Genomic DNA, 19613 nt, shown 5'->3' on the forward strand with positions numbered 1-19613 from the left:
CGGGCGCTTGTTCAGCGATCCGGTCCCTGTGATGGAGTATGCTCCACTCTCCGGCCAAGAGCGGCACGACCGGCCGGACGCACCGAGCGGCGGTTTCCTGGCAGGGCTGGGCGTGCCGGGTCTTGTCTCTGTCATTGTCCCGGCCTTCAATCGTGAAAAGCTGGTGGTGGGCACGCTCAATTCGTTGAAGCAGCAATCCTACGCGCCGCTACAGATCATTGTGGTCGATGACGGATCGAGCGACCGAACCAGCGACGTCGTTCGCGGATGGCACAGCGCAAACGAGCACCTTTGGCTTGATCTCATCCGTCAGCCCAACCGCGGGGTCGCCGCCGCGCGCAATGCTGGCTTGAGAGCGGCCAAGGGCGCATTTCTATACTTCCTCGATTCCGATGACGTGGTTGAGCCCAAGGCATTGTCCACGCTTATGCGGGCGCTTGAAAGCGCGCGGCAGGCTCCTTTTGCGCTGGGGCGCGTAACCAACACCGACCTGGAAGGGCAGCCTATACCCGGTGACTTTTCAGGTATCACCCACATGCGCGACGGCAATATTCTACGCAATCACTGGCTTTTGTTTGCTGCCCTTTACCGGCGCGAGACCATTCGGCGTGCCGGACCCTTCAACGAAAGCCTAATCATGGGCGAGGATACCGAGCTCAATTGGCGGGTGGTGTTCGAAAGCGGCGTAGGCGTGCGGTGCGATATCGTCACCGGCCAGCGCCGCCATCATGGCCAAGGGCACCTGTATCTCGACAGCAGCGTTGACGAAAGAATGCGCCGCAGTCTTGAGATGCACGAAGCACTGGCGGACTGGATTGGAGAACGGCCCGATCTGCAACGCCAGGTGACGATCAATGGCCTGTTCGGAATGAACAATTTCTACCACCGTTTGGGCCGTGATGAAAGCGATGCGCTGTGGCAGCGGGTTGAGAAGCTGTTTGCGCAGCTGTCGCCGCAAAACCCGCGTGCGACTGCCGTTTTCCAATGGTTCGCCCGGCCGGAAAACCGCCCGAAGTTCCGCTTTCTCTATCGCCTCTACCGAATGCCGAGGCGCGCCCTTGTCCTGACGGTTAAGCCGTGTTTGCAATGGCTCGTCACTCGCCCATCGGTAGAAAAGGCGCTTGCGGGAAACTGGTTGGTCACTTGGGCCAAGGGGCAGGGGCCGCTGTTCAAATGAGCCGGCTGCTTGCCTTTGGCGGTATCCTGCCAGAGATACGCTCGCTGATCGCCACCCTACCGGTAGCGCATCGGCGCGGCGCGGCTACCATTGTCATCTTGGCCGTGGTCGCAGGGGTTAGCGAAGTGTTCGCTATCGGCGCTCTGATCCCGTTTCTTGCCGCGGTAGCGCAAAGCCAGGGCTCTGCTGCTATCGGTTCACTGGGAGCTGCGAGCATGATGGCGCAGGCCTTGCCAGAGGAATTCCATCTGCTTGCTCTGGGCGCGCTTGTCGCGGGCATGGCGGTGATTGCAGCAATCACGCGCTCCATCCTGATCTGGCTTTCAGAGAGCTTCTGCGCGCGGCTTGGCCAGCATATGGTGGCTAACATCTTCCACCGCGTCATGACGGAAGACGCCGCGGCGAGCGAGCAGCGAAACAGCGCTGAAATTCAGGCGGCGGTCGACAAGGTTCAAGCACTCACGCACGGCTTTGTTCGACCGCTTCTTGCAGCGTCGACCGCTTTGATCATTGCTGCTTGCCTCATCGCTTTGTCGCTGGCCTTGGCGCCGCTCGTTACCCTGGCAGCCCTGCTTGGTCTGGCCAGTCTCTATGCGATTGCCTCTCGCAGTGCCGTGCCGACCATCAGAAAGCTGTCCCGCGATATGGCGAGTGGGTGGGATAGGCGCACGCAGCATGTTCGTGAGAGCCTGTCCGCAAAACGGGAAATCACTCTTGCTGGCCGGTTGGCGTATTTCGAGCGGAAAGTCAGCGAGGCCGACGCGCGCTACAGACAGGCTGAAGCGCGCAACCAGATGATCGCTCAGGTGCCTCGTGCCCTGTTTCAGCCGAGCATCATGATCCTGATCGTAGTTTTGCTTTGCGCTGTGATTTGGCTTGGCGGAGACTTGGTCGCCATCGTCCCCTATCTGATCGCAGCGGCTTTGATCTTACAACGGCTTTTGCCGCTGGTTCAGACCGTGTGGAGCGGCAGCGTCCAAGCCAGCGGCAATCGCGCATCCGTTGGTGACGTCTTGCGCCTTGCAACAGGCGGCGTATCGGGCGGAGACAAAGCTCCGGACCGTCAGAGCAAGGCTCCACAGACGCGCCAAGCTCTAGCACGGTTCGAGGGATTGGAGGCAACCGACCTAGACTTTGCCTATGATCCGGCGAAACCGATCCTCAGCGGCGTGCAATTCATGCTTTTGAGGGGCGAATGGGTCGCGGTGACCGGAGTATCGGGAGCGGGGAAGAGCACGCTGGTCGACCTCATCGCAGGCTTTCGAAAACCCTCAAACGGTGAGATCAAAGTCAACAATCATAGGCTTGAGGGACAACACCTCAGAAATTGGCAAGCTTCGATTGCGCTGGTCAGGGAAGCCAGTTTTCTGTTCGACACCAGCCTTTTGGACAATATCTGCTTCGGCGAAGACCCCGAAGACCATAGCGCTGAAAGGCTGGAAGTCGCGATTAAGGCGTCGGGCGTCGAGGATTTATTAAAGGCGCTACCGAGCGGTCTCGCGTCACAACTGGGAGAGAACGGGGTCAAGCTCTCAAACGGTCAACGCCAACGCGTGGCATTGGCCCGAGCTCTGTACCAGCGCCCACAGGTTCTGCTGCTGGACGAAGCAACCAGTGCGATCGACCTTGCGCTAGAAGCTGATATTCTTGCTAGCATTGCGCACAGCTATCCCGATATGGCGCTCGTGCTCGTCTCGCACCGTTTGGAAAGCTTGCGGCATTGCGCAAGGCGGATCGATTTCACTAGCGGCAATGCGCAAGCCGCTTGAATTGTCTCCGCCAGATGGAGAATTGACCACGGGGCTTCCCGGATTGAGCTTTGGCGGCCTAATCTGCTTTCCAGAAGGTGCCCATGACCCCAAAACCGTTCAGCAAGCTTTCCACTATTCTGGCTCTCGGCTCGCTGTTTGCAACGGCAGCTTGTGTCTCGTCTGATGGAAGATCAGTCGCGGCTTCAGAGACTGCAATTGGTGAGGCTGGACGATACTCCGAGGCGGATGAGGCCCTGTATCTGGCTCGCTTTCAGCAGCTCGCAGAAGGTGGAAGTGGAGGCGCGGGGCTGGGTGCCTATGACCCGCTTGAAGCGGTATCAGGTGCCAAAGATGTCACACGTTTTCCCGACGCTCGTGCACCCACTCTCTCGCAGTCGGCGCTGGACCAAGCGACGGAATATGCTGCCCAGCGTAATTCTTCTGCGTTCATCATTTGGCGCGATGGCGTAATCGAACAAGAAGTCTATTTCGGCGATTTCAGCGAAGCGTCGCCTTTGGTGTCCAAGTCGCTCTCGAAGCCCGTGACAGCTCTGATCGTCGGGCGGGCTTTGCAGCAAGGATACATCCAATCAGTCGACCAGCCGGTCGCCGATTTCATCACCGAATGGCAGGGCGACCCTGAGCGGGAAAAAATCCTCATCCGGCATCTGCTCGATATGCGGACTGGACTGTTGCGCCAAGGTTTTGTGCGCGATCCAGATGATGTGCTCAACCGCGCCTATCTCCACCCGCGCCATGATGAGGTGATCATTCACGATTACCCGCTGACCCATGAACCGGGAACGCGTTACGAATACTCCAATGCGACATCTGAATTGATTGCCCCGCTGATCGAGCGCGCCACGGGTATGCGCTATTCCGAATATGTCAGCGCCGCCTTGCTTGAGCCGTTGGGCGCGGCGGGAGGATCGGTTTGGGTCAACCGCGAAGGTGGGATGGCGCATTCGGGGTGCTGCATGCTGATCCCAGCTCGCAGCTTCCTGAAGATGGGCGTGCTGTTGTTGCAAGATGGCGTGTGGGAGGGGGAGCGTCTGCTGCCCGATGGCTACGTCGCTGAAATGCGCACCGGAACGGCTGAGAACCCGCATTACGGCCTCGGCCTGTGGCTCGCCGGTCCATATCTTGAACGCCGGGGATTTGCCAATCCGTCGGTGCCGTTTGGCAAGGTGCTGCACTCTGAGCCCTATGCTGACCGCGACATCTATCTTTTCGATGGCAACGGCAACCAGACCGTGGTGATGATACCGTCCAAGAATATGGTTGTCCTGCGCCTGGGCGGGCGTCCGCCTGCCGAGGCTGAATGGGACAACAGCTTCCTACCCAACCTCCTGATCCGCGATCTCGCCGAAAATGGCGGAGAACCCCTACCGGAGGCGCAAGCCCAATGAACGCTAGCATTGCAGGTAGTGCTGACGCAGTGGCTTCCTCTGAACAAAAGCTCCCCTTCGGACTGAAGCTGGGCTGGGCTACCGGAGCCTTTGGCGTAGCTGTTCTTATGAACGGTATCTCTGGCGTGATCCTGCTGTTCGCAGTGAGCATCCTTCGGATCGATCCGTGGCTTGCCGGTGCGGTGATCCTTGTCAGCAAGCTGTTCGATGTGGCGACCGACCCGATTGTCGGCCTGTGGAGCGACAGGCACAAGTCTGCCAAAGGTCGCCGCCGACCATTCCTAACCTGGGGAGCATTTGCCAGTGCGGCAAGCTTCGCCGCGATCTTTACAGCGCCGCAATTCGACAATCAGTATGTGACCGCAGCCTATCTGTTCGGCGCGCTTTGCCTCTATGCGTTCGGCTATACGCTCTACAACATTCCTTACCTTTCCATGCCTGCCGAAATGACCGACAATTACCATGAGCGGTCCTCGATCCATGCATTCCGCATGGTGTTCGTGGCGCTCGGCTCAATGGCTGCGGGCGCAGGCAGCAAAGCGCTGCTCGACTATCTTGGTATTGGTGAGGCAAGCAGTTGGGCGACCGTCGGTGTCATTGGCGGATCGATCATCTTCGTCAGCATGATGGTGAGCTATATCACCACTGCTAAGGCTCGCTTTACTGAGGCCGAAGAGGCTAGCACGGGGAGCAAGTTCGAACAGCTTGGCGGAGAGTTTGGCGCGGTCGTTGGCAATGCCCACTTCCTGCGCCTGATCGGTGTAAAGTTCTCGCAGCTAATGGGCGTGCAGACGATGGGCGCAGGCATGGCCTACTTCTTCCTGCAATATCTGGAGCGCGACTTCACCTATTTGGCGATGTTCTTCGTGGTCGTGTCGATCTCGACCATCATATTCTCGCCGATACTTGTCGCCTTCTCGAAGCGCTATGGGAAGAAAGCTGCCTATTACGTCGCCGCTGGCGTCAACATCCTTTATGCTTTGAGCTGGACGCTGGCAGGCCCGGAAGAGCCGCTGTGGTCGATCCTCGCCCGCGCTTCGATTGTCGGCATCGCCTTTGGCGGCAATGTCATCATGGCCATGAGCATGCTGACCGACATTATCAACGAAGACGCCAATAGAACCGGCGTGCGACGTGAAGGGGCGTTCACGGCGCTATACAGCTTCGTCGAAAAACTGACTGGAGCCGTTGGCCCGTTGATCGTCGGCGTGGCGCTCAGCTTTGTGGGCTTCAACAAGGATCTGCCGCCCGATGTCCCGCAAGGTGACGATGTTAGCACCGCTCTGCTGCTTGCCGTGTCGTGGCTGCCAGCGGTGTTTTACATCATCGCAGTCTTGTTGCTGTCCGGATACAAACTAACTGAAGAACAGATTAGACAATCGAAACCTGAAGAGACTTTTGCATGAATCAGCACATCAATGCCCCCGAATTGCGCCAGCGTGGCCGAGCCTCGGTCGATTTTCTGGTCCAAATGCTCAAATCGTCAGGCCCAATTTTGGCGCAGGTGAATGCGGAGATTGCGGAGAAACTGCCTGATCCTGCTGCACTACCTGACGATCTGGATGAGCGGCATGCAGCTATGGATGAGATATTGGCTGGCAGCGACGCCTTCGCCACCCAACGCCTGCTGGGCGATTGGCACGGTCGCATGCACGGGCGCGTTTCTGCCGAAGCGTTCGAGGAAATTGCCGATGACCTAGCACCGGTCATGGAAGCAACTTCCCAAGGGCCTGCCACCCTAGAACGCAATCCCGATATCGAATTTCCGGACTATTATGACGGCGTCAATTTCCACCGCACCACTGGCGGCTGGACCGAAAACGCGAACCAGGGCTTCATCCATGGCGAGCTGATCCACCGCAAGATGCTGGGAGTGACCTTCCCGGGCGGCATCTTCCAACAGCGTCTCAATGTCGCAGCGATGGCGCCAAAGGACAAATACGAGAACATTCTCGACATGGGCTGCTCGTCGGGCCACTTCACTTACGCGCTGCAAAAAACCTACCCCGATGCGCAGATCACCGGGATCGACTATGCCGCAGAGATGATGGAGCACGCCTGGCGCACCGCCAATGCCAATGGTTGGGGGTGGAAACTCTATCAACGCGGCGCTGAAGACACCGGGTTCGAGGAGGGCAGCTTTGACCTGGTGGCCAGCTATATCGTTCTCCACGAAATGCCTGAAGACGCCATCCGCCGCATGTTCGCAGAGGCCTTCCGCGTCTGTGCACCGGGCGGTGATGTGCTGATGTCTGACGTCACGCGCTATGCTGATCTCGATAAGCTGTCGGTCTGGAAAGCGGATCGCGGCGCGAAGTTTGGCGGAGAGCCGCATTGGCGCGAATCCGCGATGCTTGATCTGGCTGAAATTGCTCGCAGTGCCGGCTTCGTCGACGTCACCGCAGAGGGACAGTACCCCCATGTTGTGATGGGCCGGAAGCCCCAATGAGCACGTCTGATCCCAAGAGCTTCAATCTGCCCGAAGGGACCTTGCTGACTGAGGCGCAGATCGACAATCTGGGCCGTGCGCTGATCACCTTGATGCGCGAAGTGGTCGTCCTCAACGACAGGGTGCAGGTTATGGAGACCTTGCTCGACCAACAAGGCGTGGTGGCATCCGAAGCGATTGACACTTTCCAGCCTGATGAGGCCTTCAAGGCCGCAAGCGAGAAATCGATGAGCGCAATCATCGGCAATGTCATGGCTGCGCTGCAAGGCGCTGACGGCGAGACCTCAAAGTAGGGCGTAGGCGATTGCGCCCGCTACCAGAGCCAGCACTCCAAGTCCGATCAGCCGCATATTGCGTTCAGACCGGAGTTTTCGGCGCTCTATCTCAATATAGGAAAGCTCTAGATTTTGCGTCAGCAAGAAGGCGGGCTTGTCGACCAGAGACGGTGCGATTGTGTAGAGCAAGCGCTGAATGATGAACAGGATCGTCCAGCGCCGCGTGGCCCATTTGCGGGTCGCATATTGCTCTGGGAAAACGGTTTGCACGAGCCGGACGAGTGCCTTGGACTGAGGTAGCCGCGCTTTCGCGTAGGTCTCGACAGCTGAGGTCCAGTCATCCTCTTGCTCGAGTTCCTGTGCCAGCAATTCCAGGTCTTCGAGCGCCGAATTGACGCCGAGGCCCAAGTCGGGCGGGAAGGCATGAGCGGCGTCGCCTATCAGGACAAGCTTCGCTGCATTCTCGCCCGATCCCAAATCGGCTGAGAGGTTTGCGGCATATTGTGGCTCCGGGAATTTACCCGGGCGCATTTCGACAAAGTCCTCCGCCTCGCGCTTCGGGATCAGCGTGCGGATGTCGAGCTGGGGGTAAGATTGCTCCAGGAATTCGAGCAGGGCTTCGGGCTGCTTGATCGTCCAGATGTGATGGTCGCCCTCGCGAATGATGTTGAGGCTGCGCGGTTGGTCTTCGCCTGCCACCGGAAAGGCGAAGAGCGACCCGGTCTTTGTGAAGTCGCTAAAGGCGGAAGGGAAGATGTAGGCGCGGGTGGTGTCGTCAATTGCGACTGCTCCGCCTGCCGCCTCGAAAGCCGGAGGGAAGTTCAGCACTCGGTAGCGCATCTGAGCAGAAGGGGAGGGACACTGCGTCATTGCAAAGTGACCCTCCGGCACTTCGGCGCGCGCGCCTGCAGCCTTGCGCATGCTCGACACGAGGCCGTCACAGGCGAGGATCAGGTCGGGAGAAAACTCGCGCGAGCCTCCTGAGATTGCAGCGATAGAGACTTTGATGCGGCCTGTCTCAGCATCTTCGTTAAGCGCGCTAAATTCGTGGCCGTAGAGCAGCTTTATCCGCCCTGACCGCGACGCGCGCGCCGCATCCGCCAGCAGCGTGAGAAGATTGCGGCGCGTCGTCCAATAACATGTCGGTCGATCGGGATCGATGATCGGTGCCTGCATGGTTTTGGAGGTGCCATCCGGACTGACGATAGTGGCAGTGAAAGCATCATTCGCCACCCCGCAGGTCGGAAGCTGGTCGGCAAGACCCAGTCGCCGCAGAAGCATCTGACCGCGCCCGTCTATCTGATAGTTGAAAGACTTGTTCTTTTCGAAGTCGCTGGGCGATGCTCTGCGTTCGGCAAGGATGATTTCGTCCCAACCCAACTGATCGAACAAGAGGGCTGCAGCCAAACCGCTTGGACCACCCCCGGCTATGAAGACGCTGCGTTTTGTCATTCTTGAAGTATGCACTGTGACTTGCCAGGTGCTCGGCCCAACTCCGCTTTTGCCCAGCCTTCGGATAGTCTGGACCCTCGTGGCAGGGGAGCAATCTCCTTACCCAACAGTGTCACTCAGCCATGATTTCGGATCAAACACTCGTGCCGACGCGTTTGGATAATGCGTCTGTAGGGGCTGCTCGATTTCTCTGCACAATGGAGATTCTGGAGAAAATCGAGCGGTCAGGAGGTCTGTCTAACCGCCGACCGGATAAATGGGGGGAATTCCCTAGAGTACCATGCAGGCCACAATTCACGAAAGTGTCATCTGTTTAACCATGGAGGTGCCCACGATGGCAGGTACAATGAAATTCTCAAAAGCGACCCGGTTCTTGGCTACAACTGGAATGACGGTGGCGCTGCTGGGAGGCATGAGCACTGCCGCCTATGCTCAGGACGCAGAAGAAGCGACTGAGGCAGAGGACAGTGGCAACGTCATTATCGTGACCGCACGTTTTCGTGAGGAAAATCTGCAAGATGTTCCGCTGGCGATCACAGCTTTTGACGAAGAGGCCATTCAGGCTCGCGGCATCCAAGAGCTCGACGATGTGGCGCGCTTCACTCCGGGTTTCAGCTTTGAGGATTTCTCTGGCGGTTTCGCCCAACCAACCATTCGCGGTCAGGCGACCACGCGTGTGACGGCGTTGGAATTGAACGTCTCCACCTTCTTTGATGGCATCTACATTCCGCGCTCTTGGGCCGTTGATATTGGAACGACCAACCTGCAACGGGTTGAGATCGTCAAAGGTCCGCAAAGTGCACGTTATGGTCGCAACGCGTTCTCAGGTGCGATCAACTATATTCCGAAGAAGGCCGAAGCCACCGGAGAGATTTCGGGCACGATTGACGGCACCATTGGTACCGATGAGCGGCGCGATTTTGGGGCCTTCATCAACTTCTCGCCCGTGGACTATTTTGCCTTTGCTTTCAGCTATGATTCCTCCGAATTCGATGGCTCTTGGGAAAACCTCCACCCCTTCGCCGATTCGCTCAACCTAAACGGCGATCCCGGCACAGTCGGCAATGTCGGTGGCTGGAATAATGAGGCGGTTTCGGCGTCAGCGATTATCGAGTTCACCGATGGCATCACGCTTGAGGGCTCTTACAACCGTTTCGAAACAGAGAACGAAGCGCGCGCATCGCGCTATTTTGCCGACAGCACAGGCGGTATTCTCGATCCTGAAGCCAGCCTCGGCTTGACGCCGATCACCAATGGCGGCGCGACGCGCTTCGGCGCGTTTTTCCCGCTGGTCGTTGGCGAATTGCCTGACCCAGCGGACGTCGTTCTGACCGATCCTCGCAGTTTCGCAAACCAGGCTCAGACTGATATCTTCCGGTTGGAACTCAACGCAGAGCTGACTGACACGCTTACCTTCAACTACATCTTCGGTAAGGTTCAGGGTGATGTGAATATCGGCACCAGTGGTGAGCCTGATCCCATCAATTGCGGTACGGTGGTCAACATCGTCACGCCGCTCTGCAACTTCCAGCAGACCCCGGTTGGCGACATCGACTATGATACCCACGAAGCGCGATTGACGTTCGACAACGATACGATCCGCGCATCCGTCGGCGGTTTCTTGTCTGATGGCCGTGACCGCAACCGGTTCAGCTCGATTAACTTGGCGCCCATCACCGATGCGAACAATTTCGATCCGCTTATCGGAACGCCGGTTCCCAACCTCGATGTATTTGGCCCGTTCAATATCCTTCTCGCCAATGAAGACACCGAGACTGAGGTGGTCTCTGTCTTTGGTGAGCTGTTCTGGACATCGAGCGATGGCCGCCTGACGCTGGGCGCGGAAGGCCGCTATTCGGAAACCGAGATCACTGCAATCGACAATCGCCGAGCGATTACTTTGAACGACACGTTCAAGGAATTCACTCCGCGGTTCACCGTCGATTATGAGCTCAATCCCGATGTGCTGCTGTTCGGCTCGGTTGCGCGCGGCGCGAAGGCCGGTGGCTTCAACGTGACCGCACGCCAGGTTGAAGACTCGGTGTTCGATCCCGAGCAGAACTGGACCTATGAGCTCGGCTTCAAGAGCACGTTGATGAACGGTGACCTGATCTTCAACGCATCGGTATTCTACACCGATTGGACCGACATTCAGGTCAACGCAGCGGATGAGGATCCGGCAAACCCAGCCGATCCGAACGTGCCTTCGATCACGCTGAACCTAGGCAATGCCGAGGTCTACGGCTTCGAAGTTGCGACGCGCTGGCAAGCGTCCGACAACCTCAGCTTCGATGCGACCTTCAGCCACACTGAAGCTACCTACTCGGACGACACGGTCGACAGCCGCTTCAGCCGCGGTGTGCCAGGTGTGTCTGCTCCGTGCGATGACATTGTCTGCAACACCAACGGCAATATCGGTGGCAACGAGGTGGAGCGTCAGGCCCCGACCCAGGCTTCCTTTGGAGCACAATGGGATGGCGACTTTGGCTCCAACAACACCTACTTCGTGCGCGGTGATGCGAGCTGGCAGAGCGACTTCTTCGCGGATAGCGCCAATTTGGCAATCATCCCGTCGCGTTTCCTCGTCAATGCGAGTGCGGGGATTACCTTTGATGATCGCTACACCGTGCGCATTTGGGCGCGGAACTTGCTGGACGAGGCCTACACCTCGAATGCCTTCGTGGTGCTTCTGCCATTCGGCAACACTTACGGTCAGTTCTTCGGTGAGCGGCGGACCATGGGTGTGAGCGCCTCGGTCGACTTCTAGGGCTTATATCTGAGTTGGCGGGGGCTTCACCGGGACGTGAGCTCCCCCAGCCACCTCACACGAAGGCGCGGCGCACTTTTGTCTAGTGCGCCGCGCCTTTCTGTTGTGGTCGAGAGAGTTAGCTCGCGCGATGCTCATCAAAGCGGGTCTGGACGTGGTCAACCACCGCCGCGTTCTCGATCGTTTGCGGGATCATAAAAGCCGCCCCGTTGGTAATAGCGCGGAGCAAGTTGCGCAGGATCTTGCCCGAACGGGTCTTGGGTAGGGCATCCAGTGCGATGCAATCGCGCGGTGAAGCAATCGCGCTGATCTGAGAGCGCACAGCCTCGACGATCTCACGATCTGGTTGGTTTGTGCTTCCGGCCGCGGCAACGAAGAAGACGACCGGAACCTCTCCCTTCAAATCATCCGAGCCTCCGATAACGGCGCATTCGACAACGCTTGGACAGCCAGCGACGACTTCCTCAATCTGACCGGTCGAGAGGCGGTGTCCGGCGACGTTGATGATGTCATCAGTGCGCCCCATCACGCGGTATGCACCATCAGTGCCTCTCACACCCGCATCACCGGTCGCATACACGCCTTCAAAAGCGGAAAAGTATCCGTCAAATCCTGCCTTGTCCTGCCACAATGTGCGAAAGCTGCCGGGCGCGAGTGGTTTCCGGATAACCAGATTGCCGGTCGTCTCGGCCTCGACAGACTGCCCGCTTTCATCGAGCACATCGAAGGCAAAGCCGGGCACTGGGTATCCCGCTGCACCAATCGCTGCGGGCTCGCTACCAAGCCCAATGCAGGTGGCAAGCGCAGGCCAGCCGAGCTCGGTCTGCCACCAATGGTCGATCACGGGGCGTTCAAGTTGAGCACCGATCCACTCGACAGTGTCCGGATCAGCGCGCTCGCCCGCGAGGAACAGCGCGCGCAAGCAATCAGGCGCGGCCTTGGCCAACAACTCACCCTTCGGGTCGGCTGCGCGGATCGCTCGTATCGCGGTTGGGGCGGTGAAGAGCGTGCGGACATCGTGCTTGGCAACGATCTCCCAAAAGACGCCCGCGTCAGGCGTGCCCACCGGCTTACCCTCAAACAACACGGTCGCATTGCCGTTCAGCAGCGGTCCGTAGACGATGTAGGAATGCCCCACGACCCAGCCAATGTCGGAGGCTGCCCAATAGGTCTCGCCCGATTGCGCGCCGTAAATGTTGGGCATCGACCATGCGAGTGCAACGCCATAGCCACCAGTTTCGCGAACCACGCCTTTCGGCTTTCCGGTCGTGCCTGAGGTGTAGAGGATATAGAGCGGATGGTCGGACGCGACGTCTACGCAAGGAACGGGAGAGGCTTTTTCAAGCGCCGCTTGCCAAGACACATCTCGCTGGTCGGGCAGATCCACTTCGCACTGCTCGCGCTGCCATAACGCCACTTTCGGCCGCGCGCATTCGGCAAGATCCAGTGCCTCATCGATGATCGGTTTATAAGGGATCACACGCGATCCTTCGATCCCGCAAGCTGCGGTGAGGATGAGCACCGGTTCGCAATCGTCGATCCGTTTGGCGAGTTCAGCGGCAGAGAACCCTCCGAAAACGACCGAATGCACTGCACCGATCCGCGCGCAGGCGAGCATGGCAAAGACCGCTTGCGGGATCATCGGCATATAGATGATGACCCGCTCTCCCTTGGAAGCCCCAAGGTTGGTGAGCATTCCGGCGGTGCGCGCAACCTCGTCCTGAAGCTCTGCGAAAGAGTAGGTCGCGGCTGTGGCAGTGACGGGACTCTCATAGATCAGCGCCGTGTCATCTCCGCGACCCGCCGACACATGACGGTCCACCGCGTTGTGGCACAGATTGAGCGTTCCGTCGGCGAACCATGCGGCGTCGTGATGCTCGAGGCCAGTCGCGGGAAATTGGCTCCAGTCCAAAGCCTTGGCAGCGTCGAGCCAGAAGCCGCTCGGGTCATCAAGGCTGGCGCGATAGGTGGTGTCATAATTCATGGGGTTCATCCTCAATCCCGAATTCTCGCTGGATTCAGCTCTGATCTGACTTTGCGCAACATCATGCGGCAGGCCAAGCGGCCCGCGCTATTGTCCACCCCTCGGAGATTTGTCTGCATTGTCTCCCTTCGCAAGGAGGAGGCGGCAATATGCCGATGAGCGTTTTCACGATAAGGCGACCGCATGACCGAAATTGCATTCACCAAACCCGATCACAGCGAAGCCACCGGAGCCTTCCTGGCGCGCCAGAACTACGCCAACTTCATTGACGGCGAGTGGAAGCCGGCAGCCACGGGCGAGAGTTTTGCCACGTTGGACCCTGCGACCGGTGAAACGCTTGGGCACCTGCCGCGCTCGGGCGCTGCTGATATTGACGCCGCCGTCACCGCCGCGCGCCGCGCCTTTGACGATGGCCGCTGGTCGGGCATCACTCCGATGGAGCGTAGCAAGGTTCTCTGGAAAATCGCCGACCTGATCGAGGCCAATATTGATGAGCTGGCAGAGCTCGAAACGCTGGATCAGGGCAAGGCTCTCTATGTCGGGCGCTGGGCCGAGATCCCGGGCGCGGTCAACCAGTTCCGCTATTTCTCGGGCCTGGCGACGAAAATCGAAGGCGCGACGATCCCGACGTCGATCAACTACCAGCCCGAAGGCAAGGAAGTCTTCGCCTTCACGCAGAAAGAACCCATCGGCGTTGTCGGTGCGATTGTTCCTTGGAACTCGCCTTTGGTTCTGACTGCAATGAAGCTCGCACCCGCTCTTGCAGCGGGGTGCGCCGTCGTGCTGAAGCCGGCGGAGAACACCTCTCTAACGGCGGTGCGACTGGTTGAGTTGATGGCGGAAGCCGGGCTTCCCGATGGCGTCATCAACCTCGTTTGCGGTTATGGAGCGGAGGCCGGACAGGCGCTCGCCGAACATCCTCAGGTGGATAAGGTGGCTTTCACCGGATCGACCGCGACAGGCCGGCGGATCCTCGCTGCGGCCAAAGGCAACTTAAAGAAGGTAACTCTGGAGCTGGGCGGAAAATCCCCGGTCATCATCATGGATGACGCCGATGTCGAAGCCGCCATCCAGGGTGCGGCCAATGCCATCTTCTTCAACGGGGGCCAGGTCTGCATCGCCGGCTCGCGTCTCTATTGCCATGCAAACCTGTTCGACCGCGTGGTCGACGGCATCTCTACCATCGCGCAAGGGATCAAGCTTGGCCACGGCCTCGACCAGTCGACGCAGATGGGGCCGCTCGTCTCGAAGGAGCACTCGGCAAAGGTTGGCGAATTCATTCAAGGTGGCCGCAAGGCCGGGGCCAGCGTGCTTTGTGGGGGCAAAGTCGCTGGTCCCAACGACAGCTTTGTCACGCCGACTGTGCTGACCGATGTGGCACCCGACATGGAGATTGTTCGCGAGGAAGTGTTCGGCCCGGTGCTTGTGGCCAGCAAATTCAACGACCTTGATGAAGTGGTCGCAGCTGCAAATGACAGCGACTATGGCCTAGCTGCGGGCGTGTGGAGCGAAAGCCATTCCAACGCACTGCGCCTCGCCAACCGGATCAAGGCAGGGACGGTGTGGATCAACAGCCACGCCATGTATGATGCGTCGCTGCCGATTGGCGGAATGAAGCAGTCAGGCTGGGGCCGGGATAGCGGGCAAGCCGCGCTGGAGAACTATCTCGAGCTGAAGACGGTCTGCTCAATCTACTAGGTCAGGCTGTGCGCGCGCCGTCGATGGGGATCACTGTCCCAATGAGATAGCCAGGCGCATCGGTGAGCAACCAGCGTACAGTCTCGGCGATTTCGTCCATATCGCCGAACCGGCCGATGGGTGTCTCGGCGCGGAGATTCTCGAACACTTCGGGGATGCTCTTCTCGATTGCGACGAACTTTTCGGTCTGAGTGATGCCAGGTGCGATTGCGTTGATCCGAAGGCCTTGCGAGGCATATTCGATCGCGGCGGATTTGGTGAGGCCGATCAGCCCCCACTTCGCCGCCGAGTAATCTGCCATGCCCCGCGTGCCGCGCAGTCCTCCGGTCGAGGAATTGTTGACTATGGCTCCGCCGCCGCTCTTGATCAGCAGGGGGATCTCCCCACGCATCAGGAGGAACACCGCATCCAGATTGACAGCGAGGCTTGCGCGCCAGCGGTCGAGCGGCAGTTCATGCAGAGGGCCGTCGCCGATTGTATCACCGAGATTGTTGAATGCGCCGTTGAGCACTCCAAACTCGCTTTCGATCCACGCGATCAGGTCGGCGGCGGACTGCGCATCGGTGCCGTCAAAGGCTTGGGGCGAGGCGCTGCCGCCTGCTTCGGAAATCGCTTCAGCCACTTCAACGCAGGCCTCTTCACGGCGGGAGGCGACGATGACATGCGCGCCGTGTTTGGCGAGATAGTGCGCTGTGGCGCGGCCCATGCCGGAGCTGGCACCTGCTACGAGGTAGATGGGTTTATCCATGGTCCAACTCTGTCAGAAATTGCTCGATCGCTTGCGCTTTGGCTTGAGGGGTTGCGCAGTTTGGAACTGTCTTGGCTCCCGGCACCAATTCAGCCACTTCGGCAGTGGCGGGATCGAGGGCGCTTTCGTTGTCGCCGAGGATCAGAGTGGGGACGGTTAGACTTTTCAGAGCGGATCTGATGGTGTGGCGGAACACTGCTTCGTAGGGTTTGTGGTAGTGGGTTAGTTGATGAAGTACATCCGTGGTGAGGGTGTGAAGAAGCTGCGGATCGAGCGTCCCGCCTGCCCGCAAAGCATTGAAATCCTTATTATAATGCGGAAAGAAGAGCATCTGATCGCGGATGAAGCTCCACGCCCATGGAAATTGCGCTCCGTCCGGTTGGTAGGTTTTGTGCGGAGCATATTTCTCAAGGAATTCCGCGCGCGTCGCATCGTCCAGCAAAGCCACGCCATCCAGCACCAGCGCCTTCACCTGCTCAGGCCGAGCCAGCGCCCACTCCACCGCGATATGCGCGCCGGTATGCGTGCCATAGAGCGCCAAGCTCTCCAGTCCCTCCGCCTCAGCCCCGCGTGCCAGCATGTCGGCAAAGTCTGCCATCGCAGGCTCCGTCACTAGCGGCGCACAGGATTGCCCGTTGCACGGCGTGTCGAAGGCATAGAGCGGATGCGCGGCCCCAAGTGCCCCCAGCGCCTCCATCAGCGGTTCCAGCGACCGCGATGAGGCGGGCGAAGCATGCATCATGGCGAGCGGTAGGGCTGCTTCATCACCGGCTTGATAGCGCAGGTGCAACTGCCCCTCCGCTATTCGGACGTAAGCCTTATCAATGGCAGGGTCGATCGGCGGAGAAACCAAACCGTTCAACCTTTCCGCTAACCCAACTGACCCGGAAAATGGCTCTCGTGATTGTCGACATACCAGTCGGCAATCTCCTCTCGCGTGGCCCACCAGATCCCATCAAGCGTCTGCGCATATTCGATAAATTCGCGCAGAGCCCTGATCGTGTAAGCGCGGCCCGAGACATGCGGGTGCAGACCGACATTCATAATCCGCCCGCTGGTCGCACCTTCCTTATGCAGCACCGACAGCTCCTCGATCAGCAGATCGCGATATTCATCGGTCGTGCGCGCGTTGCGGGTCAGGATGGTGAAATCGTTGATGACGTTGGAATAGGGCGTCGCCACCATCGGGCCAGCATCGGTCCGGATCATGTAGGGCTGGTCATCATTCATGATGTCGCAATAGGCCTTGAACCCTTCCTCAACCAGGATGGTCGGCGTGTTGAGCGTTCCGCGTAAGGAACTCGACAACCAGACCTTCGGCTTGCGGCCGGTATGTTCCTCATACATTGCGACAGAGCGCTGAATGATGGAGCGTTCGGTGTCGATGTCGTCGTGGAAATCGGTCAGCAATTCGCCCTGCTCATAATTGTGAGCAATCAGCTCCCCGCCGCGTGTCAGACAGGCATCGGCCATTTCCTTGCGCCGCTCGAAAGTCACTGCATTGACGGTGCAAGCGGGTTTGACGCCCATTTCATCGAACATATCGAACATGCGCCACACGCCCACGCGCTGGCCGTATTCGCGCCAGGAATAGTTCGGATAATCCGGAATGCGGCCTGCGAGCGCGTTGGGAAGCAAAGCAGGGCCGCCCGCATAGTATGGCTTGTCCGTATCCTTGACGAGGTCCCAGGTCTCAAGATTGATGGTCATCATCAAAGCGACCTTTGCGCCGCCCGGCCATTTCAGCGGAGCGCGCTTCGAAATGGGCACATAATCATATTCAAACATGGAGATTGGGTCCTCTAGAATTCTTCAAGCAGGCGCCCGAAGCCATACACTCTATCTGTAATGCCGTTCTGCCGCAGAGCGTTCCAATAAGTCGCGGTGTTGATCGCGATGACCGGCTTGCCGAGATAGAGTTCCGCCGCCGCTGCCAACCGCGTCATTGACAGGTTGGTGCCGACTTGCACCAGCGCGTCAACGTCATCACCGTCCAGCTTGTGCAGCTCTTCGCGCAAGGTCGCGGTGGGCACTTGCGCGATGCTCGTCCAACTGGGGCATTTGAGGCAAGTGTCGCGCACGACCTCTATCCCGTGGTCGGACATGAAATGCGCGACCTGCGTATTGGCGCTGGGATAATAGGGGGAGAGGACGGCGATCTTTTTGATATTGCCGCCATAGGCATTGAAGGCTTCGATCAGCGATTGCGATCCGGTGCACAGCTTCAAGCCCGAAGCGCTTTCAATATTCTGCCGCCATTCCTCCGCGCCCTTCGCGCCGCCGTAAAAGGTAACGGCGGACATGCCCATGACGAGGTAATCGGGATTGCAGGTCAGCACGCCGCGCACTGCGTCGAGCGTGTTGCGGCTGATCTCCAAAGTCCCCGCCATAAAGGTTTCGTCAGAGATTGCCTGCGCATCATCGACGACAATGCGGCTGTAATGGTTGGTGACGCCGGGCACGCGCAGATCATCAAAGTCGGGCTGGACAATCGTGTTGGTCGAGGGGCCGAGCACGCCGAACAAGCGGCGGTGGCCCTGAACGTCAGGATTGGGTCGTGGCCATACGGACATCAGGCAATCGCTTTCTCATCTTCCAAACATTGGATCATGGCTTGGCGGCGCAGAAACTCGCGGCGTTTGACCGGGTCTTCCTTGATCGAGAGGAACTCTGCCTTGCGCTTTTCATGCAGCTTGCCCTGACCATCAGACAGGAACTCCATGTTCTTGATCGTCTGCGCCTGAATGAAATCATGCGTCGTCGTGCGCCGCTGGCGGTCGAACAGGCCCAGCCGTTCGCTTGCGTCCATGTTGTGGTTGAAGATACCGTCAAGCTTCTCGCATAGATTGAACGCGTCATGGATGCCGCTGTTCATGCCAAAGCCGCCGATGGGATTGTTGAGGTGGGCTGCATCGCCAATGATCGACACGCGTCTGTCGACAAAGCTTTTCGCCACGCGCTGGTGGACGCGGTAGATCGTGCGGTGAACGGTTTCCACCGCTTCACCATTGCCGAGCAGCCGGTCAAACACTTCGTTCTTTTTGGGGTCGGCGCGCAGCTCATCGTCCGACATCTCGTCCTTGGCAGGCACCAGAATGCGCCACAGCGAAGGCACGCGCAGCAACACCATCCATTCATCCGGGTCAGAGACGTAATTGACGTAAGACAGGTTGGGCAAATGCTCTTCCAGCGGCACTTTGGACGTGTAGCACAAGAAGCGCTCTGGATAGGTGAAGCCGTCAAAGCCGGTGCCCATCCATTTGCGCACCATGGAGTTCGATCCGTCCGCGCCGATCAGATATTGCGCGTTGATCTTCACGATCTCGGTCGGGCTTTCGACATAGACGTCAACGCCCTTCGCATCCTGTTCAAACCCCACGACACGGTGGTTGAACAGGACTTCTGCCCCGTCTTCATCGCGCACCGCTTCGGACAGCATGCGTGACAGGTGATACTGCTCGCACTGGACGCGGAAAGGGAAGGGGGTGAGGTCGGCAATTTCAGAGAGGTCAAAGTCGATCACCTCGCCCGATTTGCGCTCACGGAAGTGATAGACCGGCGCTTTCAGACCCATTTCGATCAGTTTCTCAGTGATCCCGAAGTCGTTGAGCATCTCCAAGGTCGGCGGGTGGAAGGTTGAGGCACGCAGGTCGAGAGCGCAATCCTCTTGCGCTTCGACGAGGACAACCTCGATCCCTTGTTGGGCAAGCAGATAGGCTGCCACTGTTCCGACCGGACCTGCGCCTGCGACAACGACTTTGGTCTGATACTCTTTCATTCAAAGCTCCGATTTGTATCCCGCCATCATCAATACGGGCGCGGCGGAGCATTCGGCGCGGAATTGGCCCGCGTCTCCGCTGTGCGGTAAGCGGAGGCGTCATTATCCGTTCGGTGGTTAGAATT

Annotated in this window: 15 protein-coding genes; 8 read left to right on the plus strand and 7 right to left on the minus strand. The window is 58.7% G+C overall.

The window, feature by feature from the left end:
* Positions 1-7 precede the first annotated feature (7 nt).
* The 6 genes from AC0V6X_RS01205 to AC0V6X_RS01230 all read left to right on the plus strand — a co-directional run bounded on the left by AC0V6X_RS01205 (position 8) and on the right by AC0V6X_RS01230 (position 7079).
* Positions 8-1177, plus strand: a complete 1170-nt coding sequence (locus tag AC0V6X_RS01205; RefSeq protein ID WP_486182766.1) for a glycosyltransferase family A protein — start codon at positions 8-10, stop codon at positions 1175-1177.
* A complete protein-coding gene (locus AC0V6X_RS01210) occupies positions 1174-2946 on the plus strand; it encodes an ATP-binding cassette domain-containing protein (RefSeq protein ID WP_486182767.1) in 1773 nt (590 codons plus the stop codon). The genes AC0V6X_RS01205 and AC0V6X_RS01210 overlap by 4 nt, the downstream gene beginning before the upstream one ends.
* Before the next feature lie 83 nt (positions 2947-3029).
* Positions 3030-4337: a serine hydrolase domain-containing protein gene (locus tag AC0V6X_RS01215; RefSeq protein ID WP_486182768.1), complete on the plus strand. Its 1308-nt coding sequence runs from the start codon at positions 3030-3032 to the stop codon at positions 4335-4337.
* Positions 4334-5743 (plus strand): MFS transporter, encoded by a 1410-nt coding sequence (locus tag AC0V6X_RS01220; protein WP_486182769.1) that lies wholly within the window; start codon positions 4334-4336, stop codon positions 5741-5743. Before AC0V6X_RS01215 ends, AC0V6X_RS01220 begins: the two co-directional genes overlap by 4 nt.
* Positions 5740-6786 (plus strand): class I SAM-dependent methyltransferase, encoded by a 1047-nt coding sequence (locus AC0V6X_RS01225; RefSeq protein ID WP_486182770.1) that lies wholly within the window; start codon positions 5740-5742, stop codon positions 6784-6786. The genes AC0V6X_RS01220 and AC0V6X_RS01225 overlap by 4 nt, the downstream gene beginning before the upstream one ends.
* Positions 6783-7079, plus strand: coding sequence for a hypothetical protein (locus tag AC0V6X_RS01230; RefSeq protein ID WP_486182771.1), 297 nt, complete (start codon positions 6783-6785; stop codon positions 7077-7079). The genes AC0V6X_RS01225 and AC0V6X_RS01230 overlap by 4 nt, the downstream gene beginning before the upstream one ends.
* Here the strand turns inward: AC0V6X_RS01230 and AC0V6X_RS01235 are convergent.
* Complete coding sequence (locus AC0V6X_RS01235; RefSeq protein WP_486182772.1) at positions 7071-8513, minus strand: FAD-dependent oxidoreductase; 1443 nt, start codon at positions 8511-8513, stop codon at positions 7071-7073. The two genes, AC0V6X_RS01230 and AC0V6X_RS01235, sit on opposite strands and share 9 nt — an antisense overlap.
* A gap of 373 nt (positions 8514-8886) precedes the next feature.
* Between AC0V6X_RS01235 and AC0V6X_RS01240 the strand changes: the two genes are divergently transcribed.
* Positions 8887-11280, plus strand: coding sequence for a TonB-dependent receptor (locus tag AC0V6X_RS01240; protein ID WP_486182773.1), 2394 nt, complete (start codon positions 8887-8889; stop codon positions 11278-11280).
* Positions 11281-11398: 118 nt separating this feature from the next.
* On the opposite strand, the gene AC0V6X_RS01245 is transcribed toward AC0V6X_RS01240, so the two are convergent.
* Positions 11399-13264, minus strand: coding sequence for an AMP-binding protein (locus tag AC0V6X_RS01245; RefSeq protein ID WP_486182774.1), 1866 nt, complete (start codon positions 13262-13264; stop codon positions 11399-11401).
* Positions 13265-13447: 183 nt separating this feature from the next.
* On the opposite strand from AC0V6X_RS01245, the gene AC0V6X_RS01250 reads away from it, so the two are divergent.
* Positions 13448-14962 carry an aldehyde dehydrogenase family protein gene (locus AC0V6X_RS01250; RefSeq protein WP_486182775.1) on the plus strand — a complete coding sequence of 505 codons (1515 nt, stop codon included), beginning with the start codon at positions 13448-13450 and terminating at the stop codon, positions 14960-14962.
* 1 nt (position 14963) lies between these two features.
* Here the strand turns inward: AC0V6X_RS01250 and AC0V6X_RS01255 are convergent, their stop codons facing one another.
* The 5 genes from AC0V6X_RS01255 to AC0V6X_RS01275 are packed head-to-tail and all read right to left on the minus strand — an operon-like array spanning position 14964 to position 19488.
* On the minus strand, positions 14964-15710 hold the full coding sequence (locus tag AC0V6X_RS01255) for an SDR family NAD(P)-dependent oxidoreductase (RefSeq protein ID WP_486182776.1): 747 nt from the start codon (positions 15708-15710) through the stop codon (positions 14964-14966).
* Positions 15703-16572 (minus strand): alpha/beta fold hydrolase, encoded by an 870-nt coding sequence (locus AC0V6X_RS01260; protein WP_486182777.1) that lies wholly within the window; start codon positions 16570-16572, stop codon positions 15703-15705. The genes AC0V6X_RS01255 and AC0V6X_RS01260 overlap by 8 nt, the downstream gene beginning before the upstream one ends.
* A gap of 8 nt (positions 16573-16580) precedes the next feature.
* Positions 16581-17498: a polysaccharide deacetylase family protein gene (locus AC0V6X_RS01265; protein WP_486182778.1), complete on the minus strand. Its 918-nt coding sequence runs from the start codon at positions 17496-17498 to the stop codon at positions 16581-16583.
* Between the two features lie 14 nt (positions 17499-17512).
* Complete coding sequence (locus tag AC0V6X_RS01270) at positions 17513-18283, minus strand: maleate cis-trans isomerase family protein (RefSeq protein WP_486182779.1); 771 nt, start codon at positions 18281-18283, stop codon at positions 17513-17515.
* Complete coding sequence (locus tag AC0V6X_RS01275) at positions 18283-19488, minus strand: FAD-dependent oxidoreductase (protein WP_486182780.1); 1206 nt, start codon at positions 19486-19488, stop codon at positions 18283-18285. Before AC0V6X_RS01275 ends, AC0V6X_RS01270 begins: the two co-directional genes overlap by 1 nt.
* Positions 19489-19613: the final 125 nt, after the last annotated feature.

Source organism: Erythrobacter sp. S267 (assembly GCF_057365045.1).

Coding starts and splice junctions, on each gene's coding strand:
- AC0V6X_RS01210 (WP_486182767.1), top strand. CDS start 1,174: ATGAGCCGGCTGCTTGCCTTTGGCGGTATCCTGCCAGAGATACGCTCG.
- AC0V6X_RS01215 (WP_486182768.1), top strand. CDS start 3,030: ATGACCCCAAAACCGTTCAGCAAGCTTTCCACTATTCTGGCTCTCGGC.
- AC0V6X_RS01220 (WP_486182769.1), top strand. CDS start 4,334: ATGAACGCTAGCATTGCAGGTAGTGCTGACGCAGTGGCTTCCTCTGAA.
- AC0V6X_RS01225 (WP_486182770.1), top strand. CDS start 5,740: ATGAATCAGCACATCAATGCCCCCGAATTGCGCCAGCGTGGCCGAGCC.
- AC0V6X_RS01230 (WP_486182771.1), top strand. CDS start 6,783: ATGAGCACGTCTGATCCCAAGAGCTTCAATCTGCCCGAAGGGACCTTG.
- AC0V6X_RS01235 (WP_486182772.1), bottom strand. CDS start 8,513: ATGACAAAACGCAGCGTCTTCATAGCCGGGGGTGGTCCAAGCGGTTTG.
- AC0V6X_RS01245 (WP_486182774.1), bottom strand. CDS start 13,264: ATGAATTATGACACCACCTATCGCGCCAGCCTTGATGACCCGAGCGGC.
- AC0V6X_RS01250 (WP_486182775.1), top strand. CDS start 13,448: ATGACCGAAATTGCATTCACCAAACCCGATCACAGCGAAGCCACCGGA.
- AC0V6X_RS01255 (WP_486182776.1), bottom strand. CDS start 15,710: ATGGATAAACCCATCTACCTCGTAGCAGGTGCCAGCTCCGGCATGGGC.
- AC0V6X_RS01265 (WP_486182778.1), bottom strand. CDS start 17,498: ATGTTTGAATATGATTATGTGCCCATTTCGAAGCGCGCTCCGCTGAAA.
- AC0V6X_RS01270 (WP_486182779.1), bottom strand. CDS start 18,283: ATGTCCGTATGGCCACGACCCAATCCTGACGTTCAGGGCCACCGCCGC.
- AC0V6X_RS01275 (WP_486182780.1), bottom strand. CDS start 19,488: ATGAAAGAGTATCAGACCAAAGTCGTTGTCGCAGGCGCAGGTCCGGTC.